Origin of the sequence: Corynebacterium kutscheri, from assembly GCF_000980835.1 — a bacterium.
GTDB classification, from domain to species: domain Bacteria; phylum Actinomycetota; class Actinomycetes; order Mycobacteriales; family Mycobacteriaceae; genus Corynebacterium; species Corynebacterium kutscheri.
The window spans coordinates 1,694,173-1,714,654 of the sequence record NZ_CP011312.1 but is presented as its reverse complement, the minus strand read 5'-3'; the positions used below and the strand labels follow the sequence as shown (position 1 = coordinate 1,714,654).

Below are 20,482 nucleotides of genomic sequence, written 5' to 3'. Positions count from 1 at the left end.
AAGACCGCCACGGAAAATGGCGGTTAGTAAAAGTACTATATCTAGTATGTGGCGGCCTCTGAGTAATCTACAACGGAGTACTCCTGAAGCTTACTTAGTTTGTGTAGTGATTCAATATAACGCACGGTGCCTGATTTGGAACGCATAACTAATGAACGCGTGGTCGCACCATTTTTACGATACGACACTCCACGCAACATATCGCCATTGGTAACACCGGTAGCCACAAAGAAGCAGTTATCACTAGCTACTAGATCATTGGTCAACAGAACGCGGTCAAGATCATGGCCGGCAGCGCGTGCTTTTTCTGCCTCCGCCGCATCCGTAGGAGCAAGTAGTCCTTGGATTTCACCACCCATACAGCGCATGGCACAGGCTGCAATAATTCCTTCCGGGGTGCCACCAATACCCATCATCATATCCACAGAGTTGGAGTCCTGAGCAGCAGCTACTGCGCCAGCGACATCACCATCGCGGATAAAACGTACCTTTGCCCCAGCCTCTCGAATTTCTTTAATGAGATCATTATGACGCGGGCGATCAAGTACCACCACGGTTACATCATGTGTCGCGATACCTTTAGCTTTGGCTACGGCTTTAATATTATGTGCCACCGGTGCGGTGATATCTACTTTTCCGGCAGCTTCTGGGCCTACAGCAATTTTCTTCATATAGAAAACCGCAGAAGGATCATACATAGAACCACGCTCGGCGGCGGCAAGGACCGAGATGGCATTGGGGCGTCCTTCTGCCATAAGAGTGGTTCCGTCGATAGGATCAACGGCGATATCGACTTCTGCACCTTGTCCGGTTCCTACCTTTTCGCCATTAAAGAGCATAGGGGCTTCGTCTTTTTCGCCTTCACCAATAACGACCACACCGTTCATCTCTACAGAATTAATAAGCTTGCGCATTGCATTAACCGCTGCACCATCGCCCGCATTTTTTTGGCCGCGACCAACCCAACGTCCACTAGCGAGTGCGGCAGCTTCGGTCACGCGAACTAATTCAAGGGCGAGGTTACGATCGGGAGTCTCTGGATGTAGTGCGGACATAAGTGCAAGCCTCCTAGGTGGCAATAGGTAAGACACTGTAGTGATGTTTTAAGTTGCACTCCGCGTTAAAAACAATGTCAACGACAAAAAGAAACACAGTGACGGCGTATAGCTCAATGATAAGTAACCGCCACCCCGGAGCGATGACATACATTCTTGCAAAAAAATGTTTATTTCATGGGAAAACATCCACCTAAACAGGGGTAATGTGTGATCGGTGTTACGAACATGGGGTCTTTGTGGTCTATTTGGAATGAAGGCGAATGGGGGGAGGCATTTTTATCTATGGCATAAGGCCATACACTGTGGGAATACATTTGATCATTCAAGAACATGACATACTAGGTTGCGTGGCTGAAGCGAAACCAAAAATCTTCGAGGATGGTCGGGACATGATTTATTCTGTCCTGGTTATTGTGGCTGTCATGGCTGTTTCTGTGGCATTTACTGGTGTGTGTAGTTTTGATCGGGGAACACCAGAAAACGCCCAGGTACAAGAAGTTGAGGCTCAGACTTTTTTGACGTTAGAAGCGCGCACTCAGCCTTTTCCAGTTCGCTATCCACAGATGCCTACGCAGTGGTTGACCAATTCTGCGCGTCGGGCGGTAGTTGCTGGGCAGAGTGCATCAGTTGTTGGTTGGGTTATCGGTAACGATAGCTATTTACAGTTGGTGCAAACAGCTGCGCCCAGTGATGAACTTGCCGAGCGTTATGACACACATGTACGTAGCTTTGTACGCGATTACCAGCTAGCTGGAAAAACTGTTTCGGTATATGGTTCCACCGAGCGTGGGGTGCGCAGTCTTCGAATTATTGATCTTGTCGATGTGCGCCTGGTAGTTACTGGTGCAGCCACAGATGAACAATTCGATGAACTTATCCAAACGACATTAGCTACCGACGCTATTCCCAGCCGAGGTTAATGAACCGACAGAAGACTAATCAAGACTAACCTCATCATTGCTGTTATCTTGGGTCTTTAATACAGTTTCAATGCGTGTGGTTGCTCCGGCAAGATAATTCTCGCAGTGCTTAGCTAGCTCTTCACCACGTTCCCAATAGTGCAAAGATTCATCAAGACTCATTTGGCCAAGCTCTAAAATGCGCACAATCTCAACCAGTTCTGCACGGGCTTGTTCATAGCTGAGTTCCTCTAGTGGAGTGAAAACAGTAAGGGTGGGTTTATTAGCAGGAGTAGTCATTGCTGTTGTCCTTGTCTTTGGAATTTATTTATTAGCTAAATAGCGATCAAATATGCGTGGCTCTATCAGTGATTGGCAGAAACCGATACTTCAATATCAATCTGTGGCTATGGTTTGCATACCAGCAGCAACAATAGAACCATCGGCTACTCGAATACGTAACTGACTTCCAGGTGGAGCCTGATTAATACTGGTTACTATTTCGGCCGGACTATGATCACGCGGAAGTACTTGTACCACGGCATAACCTCGTGCCAAGGTTGCTGCTGGACCAAGCGCTGAGATTTGTTTACGTAAACTTTCGACCAAAGAGATTTCCGCGCTTATTGTCGTATGCATTGCCCGACGGAATTGATTACGTAAATTAGTCAGATTTTCTTGTTGGGTAGTTACTATTGAAAGCGGGGAGTGAAGAACTGGCCTAGAGCGTAATGCTGAAAGATTCATATGCTCTCGAGCTACCCAACCACGCAATGCTTGGGCGGCGCGGAGTCGTTGTTCAACAAGAAACTCTCGTTCTGCGGCCACATTGGGCACAACTCGTTTTGCTGCATCGGTGGGAGTTGCGGCTCGAAGATCGGCAACATTATCTAAAATTGGCGTATCTGGTTCATGGCCAATAGCAGAGACAACGGGCGTGTGAGCTGCCGCAACTGCACGTTGGAGAGCTTCTTCAGAAAAAGGTAAGAGATCTTCAACTGAACCACCACCACGGGCAATAATGATGACATCAACATTAGGGTGAGCATCGAGCTTTTCTAACGCAGTTATTATTTCTGGAACAGCAGTTGCGCCTTGTACTGCGGTATTTTCAACCACAAATTGTACTTCTGGCCAGCGATCTTTCGCCACACTGAGTACGTCACGTTCAGCTGCTGAGCCTCGGCCAGTAATAAGACCAATAGCGCGAGGCAAAAAGGGGAGTGGTTTTTTACGGGAGACGTCGAAAAGCCCTTCGGAAGCTAAGCTATGACGTAATTGTTCGATGCGGGCAAGTAACTCACCGATGCCAACCGGACGGATATCGGTCACCCACAAAGAAAAGGAACCACGGTTGGCATAAAAAGCTGGCTTACCGCAGACAACAACGCGATCACCATCTTTAGGGATGTGGGGCAAAGAATTAATCAGCGAGGTAGAACAGGTGATATTAACACTAGCCTCCACCTCAGGATCACGTAGTGTGAGGTAGCTCAGTTTCCAGGTGGGCTTGATATTGACTTGGGTAATTTGGCCTTCTACCCAAATAAAACCCATTCGTTCAATCCAAGATTTAATTTGCGCATTGACCTCGTGCACCGGTTGGGCGGTCTCGGGAGTATTAATTGCTTTAGTCATGCGAGTTCACCTCTTTGTTCGTATCGCTTCATAGCGTACAGGTAAGCCAGGACATGTTTGCCGTGGCACCCAGGAAGCACCTAGTATTGCCTCTTTGAAAGTGATCTAGATTAGGATTGTGAACATGACTGCACCTTCTGAAATGTCGAAAGACACTGATACCGGCGCTTCTGCCGATAGCAAAAAAGTCCTGCTCGCAGCCCCACGCGGCTATTGTGCAGGCGTAGACCGTGCAGTAGAGACGGTGGAAAAAGCTTTGGAAAAATATGGGGCACCGGTTTATGTGCGCAAAGAGATTGTGCACAATCGCTATGTTGTCGATACCTTAGCCAAAAAAGGTGCAATTTTCGTTGATGAGACATTTGAAGCTCCAGAAAATGCACATTTGGTATTTTCGGCGCATGGGGTCAGCCCCGCTGTGCATGCAGAAGCACAGCAATTGAGTTTAAAAACTTTAGATGCCACCTGTCCGCTGGTGACTAAGGTACATAATGAGGTTAAGCGTTTTGCTCGCGATGGCTATCATATTCTTCTGGTTGGTCATGAAGGCCATGAAGAAGTGGAAGGCACCGCTGGTGAAGCCCCTGAGGTTACCCATTTGGTCGATGGCGTGCACGGGGTAGATGCGTTGCCAGAATTTTTAGCTAACGAGAAACTCATTTGGTTATCTCAGACTACTTTGAGCGTCGATGAGACCATGGATATCGTAACTAAGCTGCACGAAAAGTATCCGCATCTTCAAGATCCACCTAGCGACGATATTTGTTATGCCACTCAAAATCGCCAAGTAGCCGTTAAAGCTATTGCTACCCAAGCACAGTTAGTTATTGTGGTGGGTTCGCAGAATTCCTCAAATTCTAAGCGTTTGGTAGAAGTTGCTTTACAAAGTGGTGCCGAGGCTTCTTATTTGGTGGATTATGCACACCAAATTGATCCAGCATGGTTTGATGGTGTGACTACTGTTGGTGTTACCTCTGGTGCTTCCGTCCCAGAGATTCTTGTGCGCGAAGTAGTAGCGTTGCTTGCCGAATACGGCTACACCGATGTATCTGAGGTGCTTACCGCCGCCGAAAAAATTACCTTTGCGCTTCCTCGTGATCTACGTCCCGCGCGAACCTAAATTTTTATAATGAACAACCCCAGGTAGTATGCACAAAAATGGTGTGATAATTACCTGGGGTTTTGTAATAAAACGAGTATCGATTAAGAATATAGGTCGTCGTTAAACCTATTTTTTCGGGCAGCTTTGTCTTCGGCTGCCTTTTTCGAAGCCGCATACTTTGCTGCTAGCGAAGCAGCTGGGGAAGAATTAACCGTTGCAGAGGAAGCTTCTTCTGGACTATTTTGCGCTACATCGATAGTAGTTTTTGTTGGTGCTTTTTGGGTAGGAACGCTAGTGGCTTCACTGTTGGCGATTTTTGCGGCAGCTTCTTGCGCCTTGGTGTTTGAAGAAACTGGAGCATAGGTACGTGGTCCGCGTTCGGCGCGACTTAGCGAGGTAGTGCGTGGGACATGTGGTTTTTCGGTATTTCGCCGCATGAGCTCCTGCACAGTAATGCGCCCTTGTTGAGTTTGGGCTCGCGCTTTGGATACTGCACGCCGGTTAGAAATATCGCGTGCTCGATCACGCTGGCGGCGCTGCTCATTATTTTGCAAGGCACGATATTTGTGTCGGCGCAGTAAAAAGATTCGCAAAGAAGCGATAATCGCGCAACCAATGGTCACTGATAACAACAGTGGGAAATACTGCGTCAATGGGAATAATGAGGTAATAATTTGGGTGCGACTGAGCTGTGTTGGAGCACCTTCGGGCACGGTGGACCGCACTAAAACATAGCCGGCAGCAACAATAGAAATACCATAGAACAACGGAATACTAGCAACAGAAATAAATAATCCGCGTGGTTCAGTAATAATTGCGATTACTAATGATGCAACGATAAAACAGGTAAAGAAAGGCCAACCCAGCAGCCCTGTTTGTAAGGTTAAAAGCACCCCAGTAACTAAGGCTGCGATCAGAATAGATAAAGAAGACCACGCCGGGATGCCGTAAAATTGGGAATCGGCTGTTCGTCGGTGAGGTTCAGGCTTTATGGACACAAAAGGTAATGCTACTAAAGCTGTCCGGTCTCTGCGAATATTCCAGGGGTATGTTCTTGTTTTTCATCGTTTAAAGCGCTGCACTAGCTTTGTTTGGACTCTTTTGGTTCCCGTTTTAAGCTTTGCGACGACTTTTTTAGACACAACAACGGCATTATTGTGACGCGGTAGCGTCGTTTCGGATTGTTCTGCGGTGGTGGATTTTTCTCGGTGTAGCGGTGAGGTCATCGTCCGGAATGCAGCGCGCATTTTTAACCCAGTTAATTCACCGTCGAGTCCACCTAGGGAGCCTGCTTGGGTAACAAAGACAATTTCGCTGGCTTTCTTTTCTCCGGCTCGAATAGCGATCATCTCTTGGGTGTACCTGGCGATAACTGCCACGATGGCAGAAACTGGAACTGCTAAGAAAGCTCCCATAATGCCAAAGAGACTAGATCCGACAGTGACTGCGAATAAAATAATTCCAGGGTGTAGGTTGATTGCTCGTGATTGCAGTACTGGATGTAAGACATTGCCTTCGAACTGTTGTACTGCGAGCACAATAACTAGGGTAATAATTGCTTTGGTAAGCCCTAAAGAGACCAAAGTAACTAGTACCGCGAGGCTACCAGCAACAAAGGCACCCACAATGGGGATAAAACCGGCAATAAAGGTGAGTACGGTTAGCGCAAGCGCCATTGGTACACCTAAAAGAACAAGGCCCGCTCCAATAAGAAGTGCATCAAGGAAACTCACAATAGCTTGGGCGCGAATATAGCCAGAAAGCGCAATCCAGCTCCGGGTGAGTACTTCAGTGAGGTGCCAACCGACGCGTTGACCGGTAATGCTGCGCAACCAGGGTAAAAAGCGGTCGCCATCTTTTAGGAAAAAGAACGTTAAGACAAGGACGATACCGATGGTTACCAGGATGGAAGTGGCAATGCCTAGTCCAGAGAAGATTTCTCCAGCGATGTTTCCTGATTGATTTTGTACCCACCGAGCTGCTTCATTAATGCGTTGGTTAATTTGTTCGTCGGCAAGATTAAACGGCGGACCTTGCAACCATAATTGGAGACGTTGCACACCTTCAAAAGTTTGGTAGTACAAGGTTTGAGATTGTCGACCAACGTTGGGGGCAATGAGCCAAATAAGCCCGCCAAAGCAACCAAAGGTGATAAGAATTGCAATCAGGCTAGCAAGTCCAGCTGGTACTCGTTGGGCGCGCAGCCAGGACACTATTGGCCACAATACGGTGCAGACGATAAGCGCTAAGGCAACGGGAAGTACACCGCGGGACATTTGTTTGATAATTAACCAACCGACGTAGATTGCGGCAGAAATAATAAGTAGTCGTAAGCACCAGGCAGCCAGGCTTTTAATTCCGGCGGCAATAATATGCGAACGATCAATGGGGCGATCAATTGGCTCCATCTCGCTATAAATTTCCGCAGGTGACATAGCAGTAGTTAGCTGCTTTGCCGTTGGCGAAGTTGAATTATTTGGCTCTGGGGTAGCGCTTATCACAGTTGTTTATTGTGCCCTAAAACTATTAGCTGTGTGGGCAGCAACAAGGAGAAGCTGAATAAAAAAGAGTGAGATAAAAAATCGTGGTGAGTAAAAAAGTGGTGCATATAGCTACACCCCAAAGCTGGCACAGAAAAACTAGTCCAGCGTCGGGGTGTTGACGAAAAATAATAAGAAGTCGATTTAAGAATGGATTTCTTGTTGGATCAAAACTTCATCAGTGGCGTACTCGGCGGTTCCAAGGTCACCAGATTGCTCATCCGGATGGCGTTGAAGATGAATGATGGTGACTACCAGACCACCCCAAATAACTACTATGAACAGGATCATCATAAATATTGCTGCGGTACTCATTTTTTCCATTCCTTGTTCTTGTACTGCTCGACCGCAAACCCTGCAATACGACGCTCGGGGTTATATTGTTTAGGCACTTGTGGGGTGCGGCTAAAGTCGGGATCAACACCAAAGTCGGAACCTGGCGGACCTTCTAAAGGAAGATTATCTGGCCAGGACACCAAGCTAAGCAAAAATGCTACTACCAGGATAATTGCTAACACACCCCAGCCGAACCAGCCAACTTGCGCGGTGCTATAGCCACCATAAGGTTCATTGATTAATGAAATAAGTTCTTGTACCAAGGTGACCCCAAGTACCACAGTGGTTATGTTAACTACGCAGATACGCCAGAGCGTGCCAACTCGGAAAGAGGAAACCATATTGAGGTGGTGTTGGACTTCGTCGATACGCCGAAGAATCCAATCAAGAACCACAATAACTAGTAGCGCGATGCTGACAATACCCACGTTATTAGTGAACTTATCCATGATATCGAGGGTGGCTAAACCAGAGGTGGTGGTAAATAAAGTCAGGGAAACAATCGCCATAATAATGCCGGTAGTTACTGCAGCAGCGCGGCGTTTGAGATTAAATTTATCCTTGACTGCCGAAACCACGACTTCAAAAAGTGAAAAGAGTGAGGTAAAGCCGGCAATAGTAAGGGTGCCAAAGAATAACACACCAAAAATTGGGCCAAGTGGCATATTGTTAATGACCGCTGGAAAAGCTACGAAAGCTAGGCCAATACCGGAGGTTGCTACCTCGTCAACAGCTACATTTTGCGATACTGCCATAAAACCTAGGGTGGCAAAAACACCAATTCCGGCGAGTACCTCAAAAGAGGAATTAGCAAATGCAGTAACCAGGCCGGTGCCAGTTAAATTGGTGCGTGGTTTGAGGTAGGAGGCATAGGTCATCATAATGCCAAAGCTCACTGATAAAGAGAAGAAGATCTGCCCATAAGCAGCAACCCAGACGCTAGCATCAGAAAGTGCTGACCAATCAGGGGTAAAGAAGGCATTTAAGCCTACCGAGGCACCTTCTAGGAAGAGTGCACGGATAACTACGATAAGAAAGAGCACGGTAAGAACTGGCATAAAGATCTTTGACACTCGGCCAATACCTTCATCGACACCGGTAGCAAGCACGATAATTGCTGCAATCCAGACAATTGCTAACATGATGGCGATTTGCCAGACGACGGAAGTTGAAAATTGTGTACTTGCGTCGAATTGTAGGAAGTCATTGAAGAAATAGGCGTTAGGATCTTCGCCCCAGCCTAGGTTAAAACTCTTGATTGTATACAGTGCTGCCCAAGCAATAATTACTGCATAGTAGACAGTAATAAAGAAGCAAATTCCAACCTGAATCCAACCTAGCGGTTCGGTGGCGCGTTTAAAGCGGCGGAAAATCAGTGGATCTGAGCCACGGTAACGATGCCCTAATGCATAGTCGAGAAAAAGCAGCGGAATGCCTGCGGTAAGCAGCGCAATAAGATACGGCACGAGGAAGGCGCCACCGCCATTTTCGTAGGCAACATAAGGAAAACGCCAAATATTACCAAGACCAACTGCGGAACCAATAGCTGCCAGGAGAAACACCCAGCGTGAGGAAAAAGTCTCACGGCGTTCCTGTGCAGGTGCTGAAGACATGAACACACCTTTCTTCAGGCGAAATGGTATTGGAGAAGCCCAATACGATAAAAAACAAATATTCCCGTGCTCTGTTGTGTGAGTGGGATTAGCCAGAAGATAGTGGTGGTCTTCGGCATATGTAGTTTGTGAGTTTAAACTACTACGGGCAAATTTGGGAACTCCATCCCACCATGTAGACGGTTCTTGCTTTTTGATGCCGTACTACGATAGTCAAATTGCTCGAATCTTCTAGGGCAAGTGGGTAGCTTTTTAAGATGCGGGCGCTGCGGATAATAGGAGTCAATTTAGCTTAGTGAACCTTATTGATAGTATGTTGTATCGTGAGCCTTACTCTTGGAATCGTAGGTCTGCCCAACGTTGGCAAGTCCACTTTGTTTAATGCCCTAACCCGTAACGATGTTCTGGCGGCGAATTATCCTTTTGCCACTATTGAGCCAAATATCGGCCTTGTCGAGCTTCCTGACGAACGTTTATTACGGTTAGCGGAAATTTTTGGTTCAGAACGTATTTTGCCTGCAACCGTTTCTTTCGTTGATATTGCCGGCATCGTGAAAGGTGCTTCTGAGGGTGAGGGAATGGGTAATGCCTTTTTGGCAAACATCCGGGAGGCTGACGCAATTTGTCAGGTAGTGCGTGTTTTTGCTGACGATAATGTGATTCACGTGGACGGCAAAGTTGATCCACATTCTGATATTGAGGTTATTAACACTGAGCTCATCCTGGCTGATTTGCAGACTATGGAAAAAGCTCTGCCACGCTTAGAAAAAGATGCGCGCAAAAACAAAGACCTTGCTGAGCAGGTTGCTGAGGTAAAGAAAGCGCAAACCATTTTAGAAGATGGTCGTACTCTATTTAGTGCGGCAAAAAATGGCGAAATTGATTTGATGCTTATTCGCGAGCTGCATTTGATGACAGCTAAGCCATTTCTTTATGTTTTTAACTCTGATGAGCAGGTGCTTACCGACGAAGACCGCAAGCAGAAATTGCGTGAGCTCGTTGCTCCGGCTGATTGCGTTTTCTTAGATGCTAAGACTGAAACCGAATTGCTTGAACTCGATGAAGATGAGGCTTTGGAGCTACTAGAATCTGTTGGACAAACCGAACCAGGCCTGCATTCTTTAGCTAAGGCTGGCTTTGCCACCCTAGGGTTGCAGACTTATCTCACTGCTGGGCCAAAGGAAGCTCGGGCGTGGACGATTCATCAAGGCGATACCGCGCCACAGGCGGCGGGTGTCATTCACTCTGATTTTGAGCGCGGTTTTATTAAAGCCGAGATTGTTTCTTTTACTGATCTTGATTCTGCTGGTTCTATGGCAGAAGCGAAAGCACAAGGTAAAGTACGCCAAGAAGGTAAAGAATACGTTATGTCCGATGGCGATGTCGTGGAGTTTAAGTTCAATGTTTGATCAACTTCCTCCGTGCCCTGAATGTTCAGAGCCATATACCTACGAACAGGGCACGCTTCTGGTGTGCCCAATGTGCGCTTATGAATGGACCCTTGCCTCGGACACAGATGATGAATCGTTGTCTGAAGCAAGCGAAGCTATCCGTGATGCCGTGGGCAATCCGCTTGCTGATGGCGATGCAGTCACTGTGGTTAAAGGCTTAAAAATCGCTGGCAGTGGCGGTGGAACTATCAAGGTTGGAACTAAGGTTAAAAGTATTCGATTACTCGATCAGCCAGTCAATGGTCACGATATCGAGGCCGCTGTGCCCGGCCTGGGACGAATCTATCTGAAATCTTCGGTGGTCAAAAAGGCTTAAGTTGGGTTTTGTGGAGGGATCAGAACAATCTGATCCCTCTTTTGTAGTTCTATAACATTCCAGAGCTAGGAGAATAAGCTAGGAGAATAAAGGAATAATTCTCTGTTTCTCGTTATATTCGTGCGCGCGGTGTGAAATTTCGATAATTGTGAGCTGTGGATAATACTTGGCGAGTGAACGTCTAATTGCCTGATCTAACTCAGCGTTAACGTTGGCGGTGAATTCATCGAGAACCAGCACCAATGGTTGAGTAAGTAAAGCTCGTGCCAAGCATAGTCGTTGCATCTGTCCACCTGATAGTCCGGCAACTTCGGTGCCGGTGAGTGAATCTAGGCCTTGCGGTAGGCGACGAATCTCTTGGTCTAAGTGCACCACACTGAGTACCTGCCACATGGCTTCTTCGGTGGCATCGGGACACGCGAGAAGAAGATTGGATCTAATACTTGCGGTTAATAGTTCACTACGCTGTGGTACAAGTGCAATGGCTTGGCGTAATTCGGCTAATTGATACTGAGATATGGCAATGCCGTTGAGGAAAATCTCACCGCTACTGGGGTTATCAAACCTAAGAAGGAGCTGGGCTGCCGTGGATTTTCCACTTCCTGATGGCGCAACAAAAATGACGTGCTCACCATGAGTGATGGTGTGGGTAAATCCTTCCAATACTGGTTTTTCCGGAGCATCGGGATACACGTAGCTAACGTTATCCCAGCTGATTGTGACAGGGTGTGTGCGATCAACGCGTAGCGTGCCGTCGCTTACCGTAGTTGGAAGATGACAAATATGGTGAAGTCTGCGTGCGGCAGCAAGTGAGTGATCGAGCGCGCCAGCAGCATCTTCTAACCCACGTGGAGCGTCGAAAAGCAAAAGGCAACCACCCATAATAAAAGCGATGTTGGTGGGATGTGTATTGCTAGCAATTCCTACAATGAGTACGCCGAGCACACATGTGTAGGTGAGTCCGAGGTTGATTCCGCGTCGAAGTGCCCGATAATGTGCAGCAGGTATAGCTAGCTTTGCGACGTCGCCCGCAATATCCCAATTTTGTTCGAGTCTTTCTTGCTGGCGTCCGTAGGAGACGACTTCTTCGGCACCAAAGACAGAATCCGTGACGTGCTGTGCCAGTTCACGCCGTTTTCTTAATACGTTTTGTGTGGCAGTGAAGGACTTTTTTGCTCCGATGAGCGGAACCACAAGTGCCGAGAACAAACCAAAAACCAGAGGAATCGCAGAAAGCTGCCAGCCGTAGAGTTTCCCCCACGCAATACCGAATCCTAACGGGACGGTAATCCCAGCAATCGCGGGGGCGATAGTGTGAGCATAAAGAACCTCAATCCGATCGATGTCACGGGTCAGCGAGGTGACCAGCTCCCCAGATTTAGTGGAACGCAGCACCCCAGGAGCTTTTGGCCAGAGTTGAGAAAAAGCCGCACCGCGCAGCAATTCAAGAGCCTTAAATGCAACATAATGCCCGGAAAACTGCTCTAAATAATAAACGAGTGCTTTGATAGCAGCCAGCACTGTTAACGTGATAAGGGTAGAAGTTATCTGGTTGGCTCCCATAATGACTGTTACTACGGCTTGTACCGCCAGCCCAAAGATCATAATTCCTAAGCTGAGCTGGATAATACGCATGACGATGGAAAAATAGAGTGGAGTATGAACGGGTCGGGTCAGTGAGAGTACCCAACGTACAACTTCTTTGAGCGACGGTGTCATGGTAGTTGGCATGGTCATCGCAGGTCACCTGCTTCCATTGTGTAGACGGTATCTGCTGCAGCGAGCAAAGCGGGGCGGTGAGTAACCATAATGGCGGTGATGTGGGCAGGAAGGTCTTGGATTGCCGAGACGATAAGTGCCTCGGATTCAAGATCAATGTGGCTGGTAGGTTCGTCAAAAAGCACAATGTCGCGACCAGATAATAGGGCACGGGCAAGCGATAGTCGTTGTGCTTGACCTCCAGAGAGAAAAGCTCCACGCTCGCCGACATCAGTGGCTAGACCATTAGGCATAGTGCGTACCTCAGCGGCTAAGTTGGCACGTGAAAGTGCCTCCCACATGTCGGATTCAGTAACATCGATGCGTGCGATGCGTAGGTTGTCAGCGATTGAACCGCTAAAGAGCCAGGTCTGTTGTGCTACGGTCGCGGTAGCAGTACGAATATCGTTGAGCGGTGTTGTTGCTGTGTCCTGACCTTGGATCAAAACTGTGCCGGGGGTTGCGGGCAGAAGTCCACGAATAAGATGCAGCAGTGTTGATTTGCCCGATCCGGAACGTCCGACGATAGCTATTTTTGTTCCTTGTGCAACTGTGAGACTGATGTTGTTGAGCACTGGAGTGTCTCCGTAGGAAAAACTCAGCGTATCGACGACAATCGCAGGCGAGGTTGGGTCATATTTTGTTGAAGTGGTCTCCCCGTTGGTGGTCGATTCTGCAGGCTTATGTTCGTGAAGATATTTTTTGATGGCTCGCTGTGCAGCAATTCCACCCATACCTACGTAGAAAAAACCAGCGACCTGGGACAGAGGTGCAAGTAGGAGAACCAAGAGGAAAACAGATGCTAAACCGTGACTAGGAGAAAGAGAACCATGAGTAACCCGGATAGCAATAATTGCAATGGTGGTGCAGATAAGGATAAGTGAAACTGCAAGATCCATAATAATGATCACCATTTGGTTACCTGCCAGCAATTTCATAGTAGCGCTACGGTTGCGTTCGCCTTCTGCACGCAGTTGGTGTTCTATTCGACTTCCGGCATTAATAAGGCTAATCGTGGTGAGATTCCTAATGGCATCGAGATACTTTTCGGAAAGCCCAGCTCGCTTGCGTCGTGAATGACTAGAACGGTTTCGGAATAATCTCATAAAGCCGTGTAGTAGAAGGGGGACAAGGATAAATTGACCGAGCATGCTAAGCCCCAAAACCCAGTCATAAGCGAGCGCGATGTAGCTAACCACGGCGATGGGAAATGCCACGGATGCTAAAGCTGATCCTAGGTAGGCATGTTGAAATTCTGCAGACCGTTCAACATTGTCGGTTAAGAGTGCGACAAGCTTTCCAGGATGAAATTCTTTTCGATCCCGATTAGACATGGTTGGCGCATCGTAGAGTGCGGCTAAAAGTTGGTGTCGCGTGTGGCGTTCTTGGTTGCGTGCATTGTGAGCTCCGGTGCGAATATCGAGGGCAGTGAATATGCCTGCGGTTAGGATAGCCGCTCCGATTGCCACATAGGAGCCTAGATAAGGCTCTTCGTTATGGATGTATTGGGCAAGCACAGAAGCCATAGTTGCCAGTGCAATACCTGCGGCAAGGTAGCTGAGCACCGCATATAACGGTACCAGCCAGAAAGAAAGCGAATTCATCCCCCGGCAATTGGTGGGCAATGAGTCGATATGAGGGTCAGACGACATAGTTAGCAATATTAGCATTACCTAATATTGACGTCTGTTTGTTATCTCTTTCACGCATATGGTGACAAGAGGAGATACTTCATATAGGTCGGTACATACTATGGTGATTGTGGAATAAGACTGTTTTTATACTGGCTAGCTATCCAGGACATTAATGAATAGGTGATTTCTTATCCACTACTGCATGGAAGTGGCTAGTCAAACAGCTTTTACTGGGATGAGTGTGTATAGCCTCCAAGCTGAATTATGTCGCCGGAAATTTTAAATAAACTTAATATTTCCGTGTTTTTAATTTTTCCTTGTAGCGTTAACTGCAGTGAAATTTTATTGGCTCTAAGAACATGGGAAGACAAGGTGTGATGGAATCATGATCGAATTTGGTTCGTTGGCTGATTGGATAGCCGCAATTGGTGGTGTTTTAGCGGTTATTGCAGCGGTGGTTTCGTGGCGAACAAGCGAAAAGGCACTTGAGATTGAACATAATCGGGATAAACAAATACGCTTAGCCGTAGAGCGTGAACAAGCAGAACTCGTTGTCGTTCTCGGTGTAAAACTTACTAGTCGTGGGGATGAAGAGTGCTGGGGGATTTATTTACAGAATGGCTCTACAAAGCCCATTTTTGATATTGAGATAGAAAGTCAAAAAGCTAATGGTCACACTAAGCTGCCTTTGCTTTCAATAAGTTCACTACCGCCTGGTTTTTTCGTAGTGCCGAGTCACCCTCAATATCACTGGGGATCTATTGTCAGTTTGGACCTTTCCCCCGAACCAATGGAGTTTTTGTTAAGGGGAAAAGCCGCAAAAACGATTACCAAAGTATCGTTTTCTGATGCACATCGAGTTCGATGGGAGCTTGTCGACGGCAGCAAGCTTAACCGAGTTTCTTAAAACTTTTAGCGCCAGTTAATGTTGAACACTCTTTTTCCGCGGAATAAAGTGCATTATTAGGGCAATAATGCCACCAACAATGAGACCAAAGACCATGGAAAAGAAGGTTTCAACGAGCCAGGTGATTGCCTTGCCAAGGTGCTCCACATGATGAGTCATATCATGAATAAAGTGATGTGGCCACTGCCATAAGTTGAGGTCATAAAGACCCTGAACCAGAATATGTCCACCTACCCAGAGCATGGCGAACATGCCGACAAGCGAAATAGCATGCAAGATTTTTGGCATAGCGGTTACTAATGTACGACCAAATTTCTTTGCGCCTGTGGAGTCCTTAGTTGCTAAGGACATGCCCAGATCATCCATCTTTACTAGTAGTGCTACTGCACCATAAACACCAATGGTTACCGCTAGACCCACGGCAAGAAGCACTCCGGCTTCAAACCAAATGGGTTGATCGGCAACCTCATTGAGCGAGATCACCATGATCTCAGCGCTAAGAATAAGATCAGTGGTAATTGCGCCGCGGACAATAGTTTTTTCGTCTTGTTGGCCAACTGCTTCTTCTTTTTCTTCCTGGTGGCCAGAGACTAGTTCCCATACTTTTTCTGTTCCTTCGAAACAAAGGTAAGCACCACCAAGCATAAGTATGGGGGTTAGCAGCCAGGGGGCTAGGGTATTGAGCAGTAAAATAATGGGCAAGATAATAATGAATTTATTAAAAAGCGAGCCTTTAGTGATTTTCCAAATAATAGGAAGCTCGCGAGCTGGGGTAACACCTTCAACAAAACGTGGTGTTACCGCAGCATCATCAATAACTACGCCAGCTGCCTTGGCAGTGGTTTTTGCGGTAGCTGCGGCGACATCATCTACACTTGCTGCCGCAGTACGGGCAATAAGTGCAACGTCATCAAGCAAAGCGGCAAGGCCTCCGGCCATAAGTAATTTTCCTTTCGGTGGTGCGTGAAAAACAGTGTAGTGCGAATTAACTCACGTGGTTAATAATTGTGTGAGTGTGAGAAAAAGGAAATTTTTGCTTAATACGTAGTCAAGCGTGCCAGGTTATCTAGCACGCTTGACGGAAGTGTTCTATGGGAGTTTCTAATCTAAGGCAATTATTCCGGCCATCGCTGAGCGGCCATTGATTATATTCGATACTTTCGATTTATTGTTATACGCAGAGTCTGGAATATGCGTAGTAGATATCGGAACCTTGAAATTATCTAGGGTAAAAGAAGAAATGTATGTGTCAGCGTTACGACCAGACGCAAGATGGGAAACGTTTAAAAAGCGACCATCAAAATAAACTTTTTGTACAGTATGCCCGTCTATGCCGAAAGTATCATATTCATTTTCTTCGTCTGATGTATGCGGGATTTTGGTGAAACTTCCATCGCGATTTACCACCATAAATCCGTTAGGTAACAAAACATCTCCACCCGGCATTTCAGTATAAAACGAGCGCTCTACCTCTCGCTCTGCTACTAGATCTACTGAATCTTCTGTAATAACGAATTGTGCAAGTAAATATTTTTTATTTGTATAGTGAAGCACAAAAATTGTATTGGTCGTACAGTTGAAACTTGCATCAGAAATAAACCCATAGTGGAGCGATAATTCTGCAGTGAATTTTTCTTCTGGTTTGTTCAATACCACCATAGTTTTTGCTCCGAGAGGTATCTCGGCGGTTGGACTCGCTGGTGGTTCAGCCACGTCTAACCAAAAGCTAGAACCATCGTTACATACGCTTACCCCATATGGATAAGATAAAGTTGGTTCAGTAACAAAACCTGAGGGGGAGATTATTCGTATCTCATGGCTATCACCGTAACCATAAGAGAATCCTTCATTAAAAGTAAAAATTGCATGACTACCATCAGGTGAACTGTAGGCTTCAGAGAGAACTCCCGAATTAGTTAAATTATCTACGGGAGTAATATTTCCAGATCTATCTGCTTTTAAAATCCCCTCAGGGGTAGCAAAAGCATATCCGCCATCGAAAGCCACTAGTTTGTTGTTATATACGCTGGTAAAACTTTGGATATTGGAAAGTGCGCCAGTTTTACTTATTACAAAGCTGTGACCATCGTATTCGTTATGCTGAATTGACTCAGATATAGCTATATAGCTCTTGCCTATACTTTCGACATTAAGTGAAGTTGGTTTTTGGGTAGTGGGGGATTCTTTTCCACAAGATATTATCCAGAATAGACACACAAAGGTGAGGCTAAGAGTTTTAAAATATTGAGCAGACATTTATTCAAATTCTCTGGTAGCGGTTGAATTAGCAATATCAATTGGGAAGACAGAAGATCTATAGCCGACTGCAGCAAGAAGATATTTGTTATGACCAATGTCTACTGGCTTGTCACCACCATACATATAGGCTGCCCATACTAGGGAAGCACAGTCTGTAGGGTGCCAGGCTGCGCCAGCTTGATTATTAAGCGTATTGTCATTGAATCCAGGCTCAGCAGGTTCTAAACCTTCTCTACCTGGGGCAGCAATAGTTGCATCTGGAGTTTGCTGATCGGTAATAGCTGAGAAGTCTTGTGGATCTTCTTGGCTAGTAGCCAATAGGGGGTTAAGGTAAGCGTAAGCAGAAAAGTTGTGAGTACTGCGACACTGTGGTGAAGCTGACGCATAGAATGAGCACCTTTTAAAGTAATAATGAAGTTTTCTTTATTACAGTATCAGGTTTAAATTATTTCTTTACTAGTTTTTATTTAAGCTATAACGAAGTTTCGAATAATCTTATTTGTCGATTATGTCTAGTTATGCCATGATTTTTGGTTGTTTTATTTGTTCGGCGGAGTTTTAATTATTTGTTAGTGCTGGAAATGTGAACGTATAGCAGGCCACTGCTTTGCTCTATTGCTTTTGTAAACCGGTCGGTACGCAGCAACTATGCTGTACTAAAAGACCGTGATGATGGTGTAGTAGTTTGTGGGTTTTAAGTAGTGGCTTAGGCTGGGGTGTTGACATTTTTATATAGGGCAAGTCTTTTTAATCGAGTTGGCTACTGGAGAGATTATTAAGATTTACGGTCAGGAATATCACAGAATTTTTAGTATTAAATAACATTTAAATTCCGTAGATTAAGCATATTTGCTTGGATGGGAAGTTGTTTTTAGCAAAGGGAAAAAATCAACGACGAAGCAGTAAAATCCCTATCCACACTACGCTAATTATTACTGCTACCAGGAGATACTCTAATCCGATATGGATGAAGGTACTGCTTGCTACTTCTTGATATGTGCTTTCTTTAATGAGCGGCGCAACAATAAAGCAATATGCCAAGACGCCTAATGTGATGGAGCTAAAAGCTTTAAGCACCGTGTGAATATTGCTAAAGCTGTTCTTGCTCATTTTCATCTCCGAAGTGTGCTAGTCCCAGGTGATAATTAGTAAAAATACACGCCATTATTTTAGGAATAATAAATATGCACGCAACAGAAATTTGGGGTAGAAAAGCCTTTCTGTTTTTAAGGGATGTGATTATTTACCGGTTCTAGCTGCTTTAAGTCGATAAGTAGACTAAAAATATGCATGTTGTAATTATTGGAACCGGCGCCGTTGGCGGTTACATTGGCGCAGCGCTGCAAGAACAATTAACCGCTAGTGGAATAGACGAAAAAGTTGCTAGTGTGCGCATGGTAGCACGTCCAGATACTGCTGCTCGATTGCGTAAAGAGGGGATAAGCATTAGTGATGAGCGGGGAACTCGTCAGGTGTATTTATCGGTGGTAACAAGTCTTTTTGAAATAAAAACAGCTGATGTGGTGGTATTGGCTACTAAAACTATTAATTCCACTAATTTACCGGACCAACTTCCAGCTGGTGCTGTGCTGGTAACCACGCAAAATTCAGTTGAAATGCCCACCTTGGCAGTTGAGAAGTATGGTAAAGAAAAGGTACTTCCTGGCGTGGTACGAGGATTTTTTATCCGCACCGGGATTACCTCGGTACGTTTAGCAGGCACGCTAAAACGCCTTGATATTGGTTCTTTAGCTACTGGTACTGAGAGTACGGCAGAACGTTTTGCTTCTTTACTGAATGCGGCCGGTATTGACTCGCGTGTTGATGAAAAAATTATGAGCGATATTTGGGCAAAGGCTATGTTTGTTACCACCTTTGGCGCTCTTGGTGCATTAGTTAACCAACCGCTAGGTGTCGTTCGTACTGTGTACCGAGATAATTTGCGTGATTTAATCTTAGAAATATATGCAGTAGCACAAGCCAGCGGCGTACAGCTTCCCGATGACATTGTTGAGCAAACCATCGAGCTACTTGATAAGCAGGCGGAGTCGTCGACAAGCTCTTTGCAGCGTGATCTTAGTGCTGGTTTGCCTAGCGAACTGGATGCACAAGTAGGTGCAGTTATTCGAATGGCGCAACGTGCGCAAGTATCTGTTCCATTGCACCTTTTACTAAGAAATGTGTTGGAGCCCACAAATAGGGGTAGTGGTTCTGCAAATATGCAGCAGTAGGGTAGAAAGGCAAGTGTCCACTCACGGGTGCGCTTCATTAAGCGCTGAGAATAAACCGTTTGAACCTGATCCGGGTTATGCCGGCGATAGGAAGAGAATTATGCATAATGTTTACTCGTCTGCATCTACTTCAGTAAAAAATACTCGATGGCGAGTGATTGACATCGTCATCGCCTCGGTTATTGGCGTGGCTATGGGATTGATTTTTTGGATCTGGAATTCCATTGGTTACGCTTGGTATTCCGCAGCCGATGCACTTACCCCTGGCTTGGGTGGAATGGCTAATGGAGTGTGGTTAATGGCTGGGGTTGTGGGCGGCCTTATTATTCGCAAGCCCGGTGCAGCCATCTATGTGGAACTTCTTGCCGCATGTATTTCTGCCGGTATTGGCAATCAATGGGGAATTGAAACCGTTTATTATGGTCTCATTCAAGGTTTAGGTGCCGAAGCTATTTTCGCGATATTTCTTTATCGGCGTTTCGACGCCCTAGTAGCAGGTATTGCCGGCCTTGGTGCCGGGGTAGCAGGTTTTTTACTCGAGCTTGTTACTAGTGGAAATATGGCAAAAAGCTTGGCTTTTAATCTTATCTATTTAGCTGCTTCTGCGTTGTCCGGAATTGTTATTGCCGGAATAGTCTCATTTTTACTGGTTAAAGTACTCGCTAAAACTGGTGCACTTGATCGTTTTGCCGCAGGACGTGAGCGCACCGAATTGATATAAACACTGTAGCTATACTGCG

At 46.1% G+C, this 20,482-nt stretch carries 20 protein-coding genes and 1 riboswitch; of the genes, 7 read left to right on the top strand and 13 right to left on the bottom strand.

Translation table 11 applies throughout. From position 1 onward, the window contains the following. Nucleotides 1-41: 41 nt before the first annotated feature. Nucleotides 42-1,055 carry a class II fructose-bisphosphatase gene (gene glpX / locus UL82_RS07805; RefSeq protein WP_046440184.1) on the bottom strand — a complete coding sequence of 338 codons (1,014 nt, stop codon included), beginning with the start codon at nucleotides 1,053-1,055 and terminating at the stop codon, nucleotides 42-44. Nucleotides 1,056-1,405: 350 nt separating this feature from the next. Between glpX and UL82_RS07800 the strand changes: the two genes are divergently transcribed. After that, complete coding sequence (locus UL82_RS07800) at nucleotides 1,406-1,978, top strand: DUF4245 domain-containing protein (protein WP_046440182.1); 573 nt, start codon at nucleotides 1,406-1,408, stop codon at nucleotides 1,976-1,978. Between the two features lie 15 nt (nucleotides 1,979-1,993). Here UL82_RS07800 and UL82_RS07795 read toward each other — a convergent pair whose 3' ends face one another. Together UL82_RS07795 and xseA are read right to left on the bottom strand one after the other, a co-directional pair. Further along, nucleotides 1,994-2,257, bottom strand: a complete 264-nt coding sequence (locus UL82_RS07795; protein ID WP_046440180.1) for an exodeoxyribonuclease VII small subunit — start codon at nucleotides 2,255-2,257, stop codon at nucleotides 1,994-1,996. Between the two features lie 96 nt (nucleotides 2,258-2,353). Continuing rightward, a complete protein-coding gene (xseA, locus tag UL82_RS07790; protein ID WP_046440178.1) occupies nucleotides 2,354-3,595 on the bottom strand; it encodes an exodeoxyribonuclease VII large subunit in 1,242 nt (413 codons plus the stop codon). A gap of 124 nt (nucleotides 3,596-3,719) precedes the next feature. On the opposite strand from xseA, the gene UL82_RS07785 reads away from it, so the two are divergent. Continuing rightward, nucleotides 3,720-4,715 carry a 4-hydroxy-3-methylbut-2-enyl diphosphate reductase gene (locus UL82_RS07785; RefSeq protein ID WP_046440176.1) on the top strand — a complete coding sequence of 332 codons (996 nt, stop codon included), beginning with the start codon at nucleotides 3,720-3,722 and terminating at the stop codon, nucleotides 4,713-4,715. A gap of 83 nt (nucleotides 4,716-4,798) precedes the next feature. On the opposite strand, the gene UL82_RS07780 is transcribed toward UL82_RS07785, so the two are convergent. The 4 genes from UL82_RS07780 to UL82_RS07765 form a co-directional block, all read right to left on the bottom strand. After that, the gene (locus UL82_RS07780) at nucleotides 4,799-5,695 is read right to left on the bottom strand and encodes a DUF6542 domain-containing protein (RefSeq protein WP_046440175.1); all 897 of its coding nucleotides are present in this window, start codon (nucleotides 5,693-5,695) and stop codon (nucleotides 4,799-4,801) included. 63 nt (nucleotides 5,696-5,758) lie between these two features. After that, nucleotides 5,759-7,198: an AI-2E family transporter gene (locus tag UL82_RS07775; protein WP_052735919.1), complete on the bottom strand. Its 1,440-nt coding sequence runs from the start codon at nucleotides 7,196-7,198 to the stop codon at nucleotides 5,759-5,761. 183 nt (nucleotides 7,199-7,381) lie between these two features. Further along, on the bottom strand, nucleotides 7,382-7,552 hold the full coding sequence (gene metS / locus UL82_RS07770) for a methionine/alanine import NSS transporter subunit MetS (RefSeq protein WP_046440173.1): 171 nt from the start codon (nucleotides 7,550-7,552) through the stop codon (nucleotides 7,382-7,384). Next, nucleotides 7,549-9,186 (bottom strand): sodium-dependent transporter, encoded by a 1,638-nt coding sequence (locus UL82_RS07765; protein ID WP_046440171.1) that lies wholly within the window; start codon nucleotides 9,184-9,186, stop codon nucleotides 7,549-7,551. Before UL82_RS07765 ends, metS begins: the two co-directional genes overlap by 4 nt. Nucleotides 9,187-9,509: 323 nt before the next feature. Between UL82_RS07765 and ychF the strand changes: the two genes are divergently transcribed. Next, nucleotides 9,510-10,595, top strand: coding sequence for a redox-regulated ATPase YchF (gene ychF, locus UL82_RS07760; RefSeq protein ID WP_046440169.1), 1,086 nt, complete (start codon nucleotides 9,510-9,512; stop codon nucleotides 10,593-10,595). Further along, nucleotides 10,567-10,953, top strand: coding sequence for a zinc ribbon domain-containing protein YjdM (locus UL82_RS07755; protein ID WP_046440167.1), 387 nt, complete (start codon nucleotides 10,567-10,569; stop codon nucleotides 10,951-10,953). The genes ychF and UL82_RS07755 overlap by 29 nt, the downstream gene beginning before the upstream one ends. A 78-nt stretch (nucleotides 10,954-11,031) precedes the next feature. Here UL82_RS07755 and UL82_RS07750 read toward each other — a convergent pair whose 3' ends face one another. Then, the gene (locus UL82_RS07750; RefSeq protein ID WP_046441386.1) at nucleotides 11,032-12,672 is read right to left on the bottom strand and encodes an amino acid ABC transporter ATP-binding/permease protein; all 1,641 of its coding nucleotides are present in this window, start codon (nucleotides 12,670-12,672) and stop codon (nucleotides 11,032-11,034) included. A gap of 14 nt (nucleotides 12,673-12,686) precedes the next feature. Continuing rightward, entirely contained in the window at nucleotides 12,687-14,363 is a 1,677-nt protein-coding gene (locus tag UL82_RS07745; RefSeq protein WP_046441385.1) for an ABC transporter ATP-binding protein/permease, read from the bottom strand. A gap of 367 nt (nucleotides 14,364-14,730) precedes the next feature. Between UL82_RS07745 and UL82_RS07740 the strand changes: the two genes are divergently transcribed. After that, nucleotides 14,731-15,252, top strand: coding sequence for a hypothetical protein (locus UL82_RS07740; RefSeq protein WP_046440165.1), 522 nt, complete (start codon nucleotides 14,731-14,733; stop codon nucleotides 15,250-15,252). A gap of 15 nt (nucleotides 15,253-15,267) precedes the next feature. On the opposite strand, the gene UL82_RS07735 is transcribed toward UL82_RS07740, so the two are convergent. From UL82_RS07735 to UL82_RS11065, 4 genes are all read right to left on the bottom strand, one after another. Beyond that, on the bottom strand, nucleotides 15,268-16,191 hold the full coding sequence (locus tag UL82_RS07735; protein ID WP_046440164.1) for a DUF808 domain-containing protein: 924 nt from the start codon (nucleotides 16,189-16,191) through the stop codon (nucleotides 15,268-15,270). 162 nt (nucleotides 16,192-16,353) lie between these two features. Continuing rightward, the gene (locus UL82_RS07730) at nucleotides 16,354-17,508 is read right to left on the bottom strand and encodes a hypothetical protein (protein WP_046440162.1); all 1,155 of its coding nucleotides are present in this window, start codon (nucleotides 17,506-17,508) and stop codon (nucleotides 16,354-16,356) included. After that, nucleotides 17,509-17,829 carry a hypothetical protein gene (locus tag UL82_RS07725; protein WP_046440160.1) on the bottom strand — a complete coding sequence of 107 codons (321 nt, stop codon included), beginning with the start codon at nucleotides 17,827-17,829 and terminating at the stop codon, nucleotides 17,509-17,511. Between the two features lie 570 nt (nucleotides 17,830-18,399). Next, nucleotides 18,400-18,621, bottom strand: a complete 222-nt coding sequence (locus UL82_RS11065; protein ID WP_126317074.1) for a hypothetical protein — start codon at nucleotides 18,619-18,621, stop codon at nucleotides 18,400-18,402. Nucleotides 18,622-18,797: 176 nt separating this feature from the next. Here UL82_RS11065 and UL82_RS07720 point away from each other — a divergent pair, with 176 nt between their 5' ends. After that, nucleotides 18,798-19,742: a 2-dehydropantoate 2-reductase gene (locus tag UL82_RS07720; RefSeq protein WP_046440158.1), complete on the top strand. Its 945-nt coding sequence runs from the start codon at nucleotides 18,798-18,800 to the stop codon at nucleotides 19,740-19,742. Between the two features lie 13 nt (nucleotides 19,743-19,755). After that, a riboswitch (TPP riboswitch) is annotated at nucleotides 19,756-19,852 on the top strand. Further along, nucleotides 19,843-20,463: an ECF transporter S component gene (locus UL82_RS07715; protein ID WP_046440156.1), complete on the top strand. Its 621-nt coding sequence runs from the start codon at nucleotides 19,843-19,845 to the stop codon at nucleotides 20,461-20,463. Its footprint overlaps the riboswitch before it by 10 nt. Nucleotides 20,464-20,482: the final 19 nt, after the last annotated feature.

Bases quoted from the DNA above. Each gene is read 5' to 3' on its own strand.
- UL82_RS07785 (WP_046440176.1), top strand. From the start codon at position 3,720: ATGACTGCACCTTCTGAAATGTCGAAAGACACTGATACCGGCGCTTCT.
- UL82_RS07735 (WP_046440164.1), bottom strand. From the start codon at position 16,191: ATGGCCGGAGGCCTTGCCGCTTTGCTTGATGACGTTGCACTTATTGCC.
- UL82_RS07730 (WP_046440162.1), bottom strand. From the start codon at position 17,508: ATGTCTGCTCAATATTTTAAAACTCTTAGCCTCACCTTTGTGTGTCTA.
- UL82_RS07745 (WP_046441385.1), bottom strand. From the start codon at position 14,363: ATGTCGTCTGACCCTCATATCGACTCATTGCCCACCAATTGCCGGGGG.
- UL82_RS07715 (WP_046440156.1), top strand. From the start codon at position 19,843: ATGCATAATGTTTACTCGTCTGCATCTACTTCAGTAAAAAATACTCGA.
- UL82_RS11065 (WP_126317074.1), bottom strand. From the start codon at position 18,621: ATGAGCAAGAACAGCTTTAGCAATATTCACACGGTGCTTAAAGCTTTT.
- glpX (WP_046440184.1), bottom strand. From the start codon at position 1,055: ATGTCCGCACTACATCCAGAGACTCCCGATCGTAACCTCGCCCTTGAA.
- UL82_RS07750 (WP_046441386.1), bottom strand. From the start codon at position 12,672: ATGACACCGTCGCTCAAAGAAGTTGTACGTTGGGTACTCTCACTGACC.
- UL82_RS07795 (WP_046440180.1), bottom strand. From the start codon at position 2,257: ATGACTACTCCTGCTAATAAACCCACCCTTACTGTTTTCACTCCACTA.
- UL82_RS07740 (WP_046440165.1), top strand. From the start codon at position 14,731: ATGATCGAATTTGGTTCGTTGGCTGATTGGATAGCCGCAATTGGTGGT.
- metS (WP_046440173.1), bottom strand. From the start codon at position 7,552: ATGAGTACCGCAGCAATATTTATGATGATCCTGTTCATAGTAGTTATT.
- xseA (WP_046440178.1), bottom strand. From the start codon at position 3,595: ATGACTAAAGCAATTAATACTCCCGAGACCGCCCAACCGGTGCACGAG.
- UL82_RS07765 (WP_046440171.1), bottom strand. From the start codon at position 9,186: ATGTCTTCAGCACCTGCACAGGAACGCCGTGAGACTTTTTCCTCACGC.
- UL82_RS07720 (WP_046440158.1), top strand. From the start codon at position 18,798: ATGCATGTTGTAATTATTGGAACCGGCGCCGTTGGCGGTTACATTGGC.
- UL82_RS07755 (WP_046440167.1), top strand. From the start codon at position 10,567: ATGTCGTGGAGTTTAAGTTCAATGTTTGATCAACTTCCTCCGTGCCCT.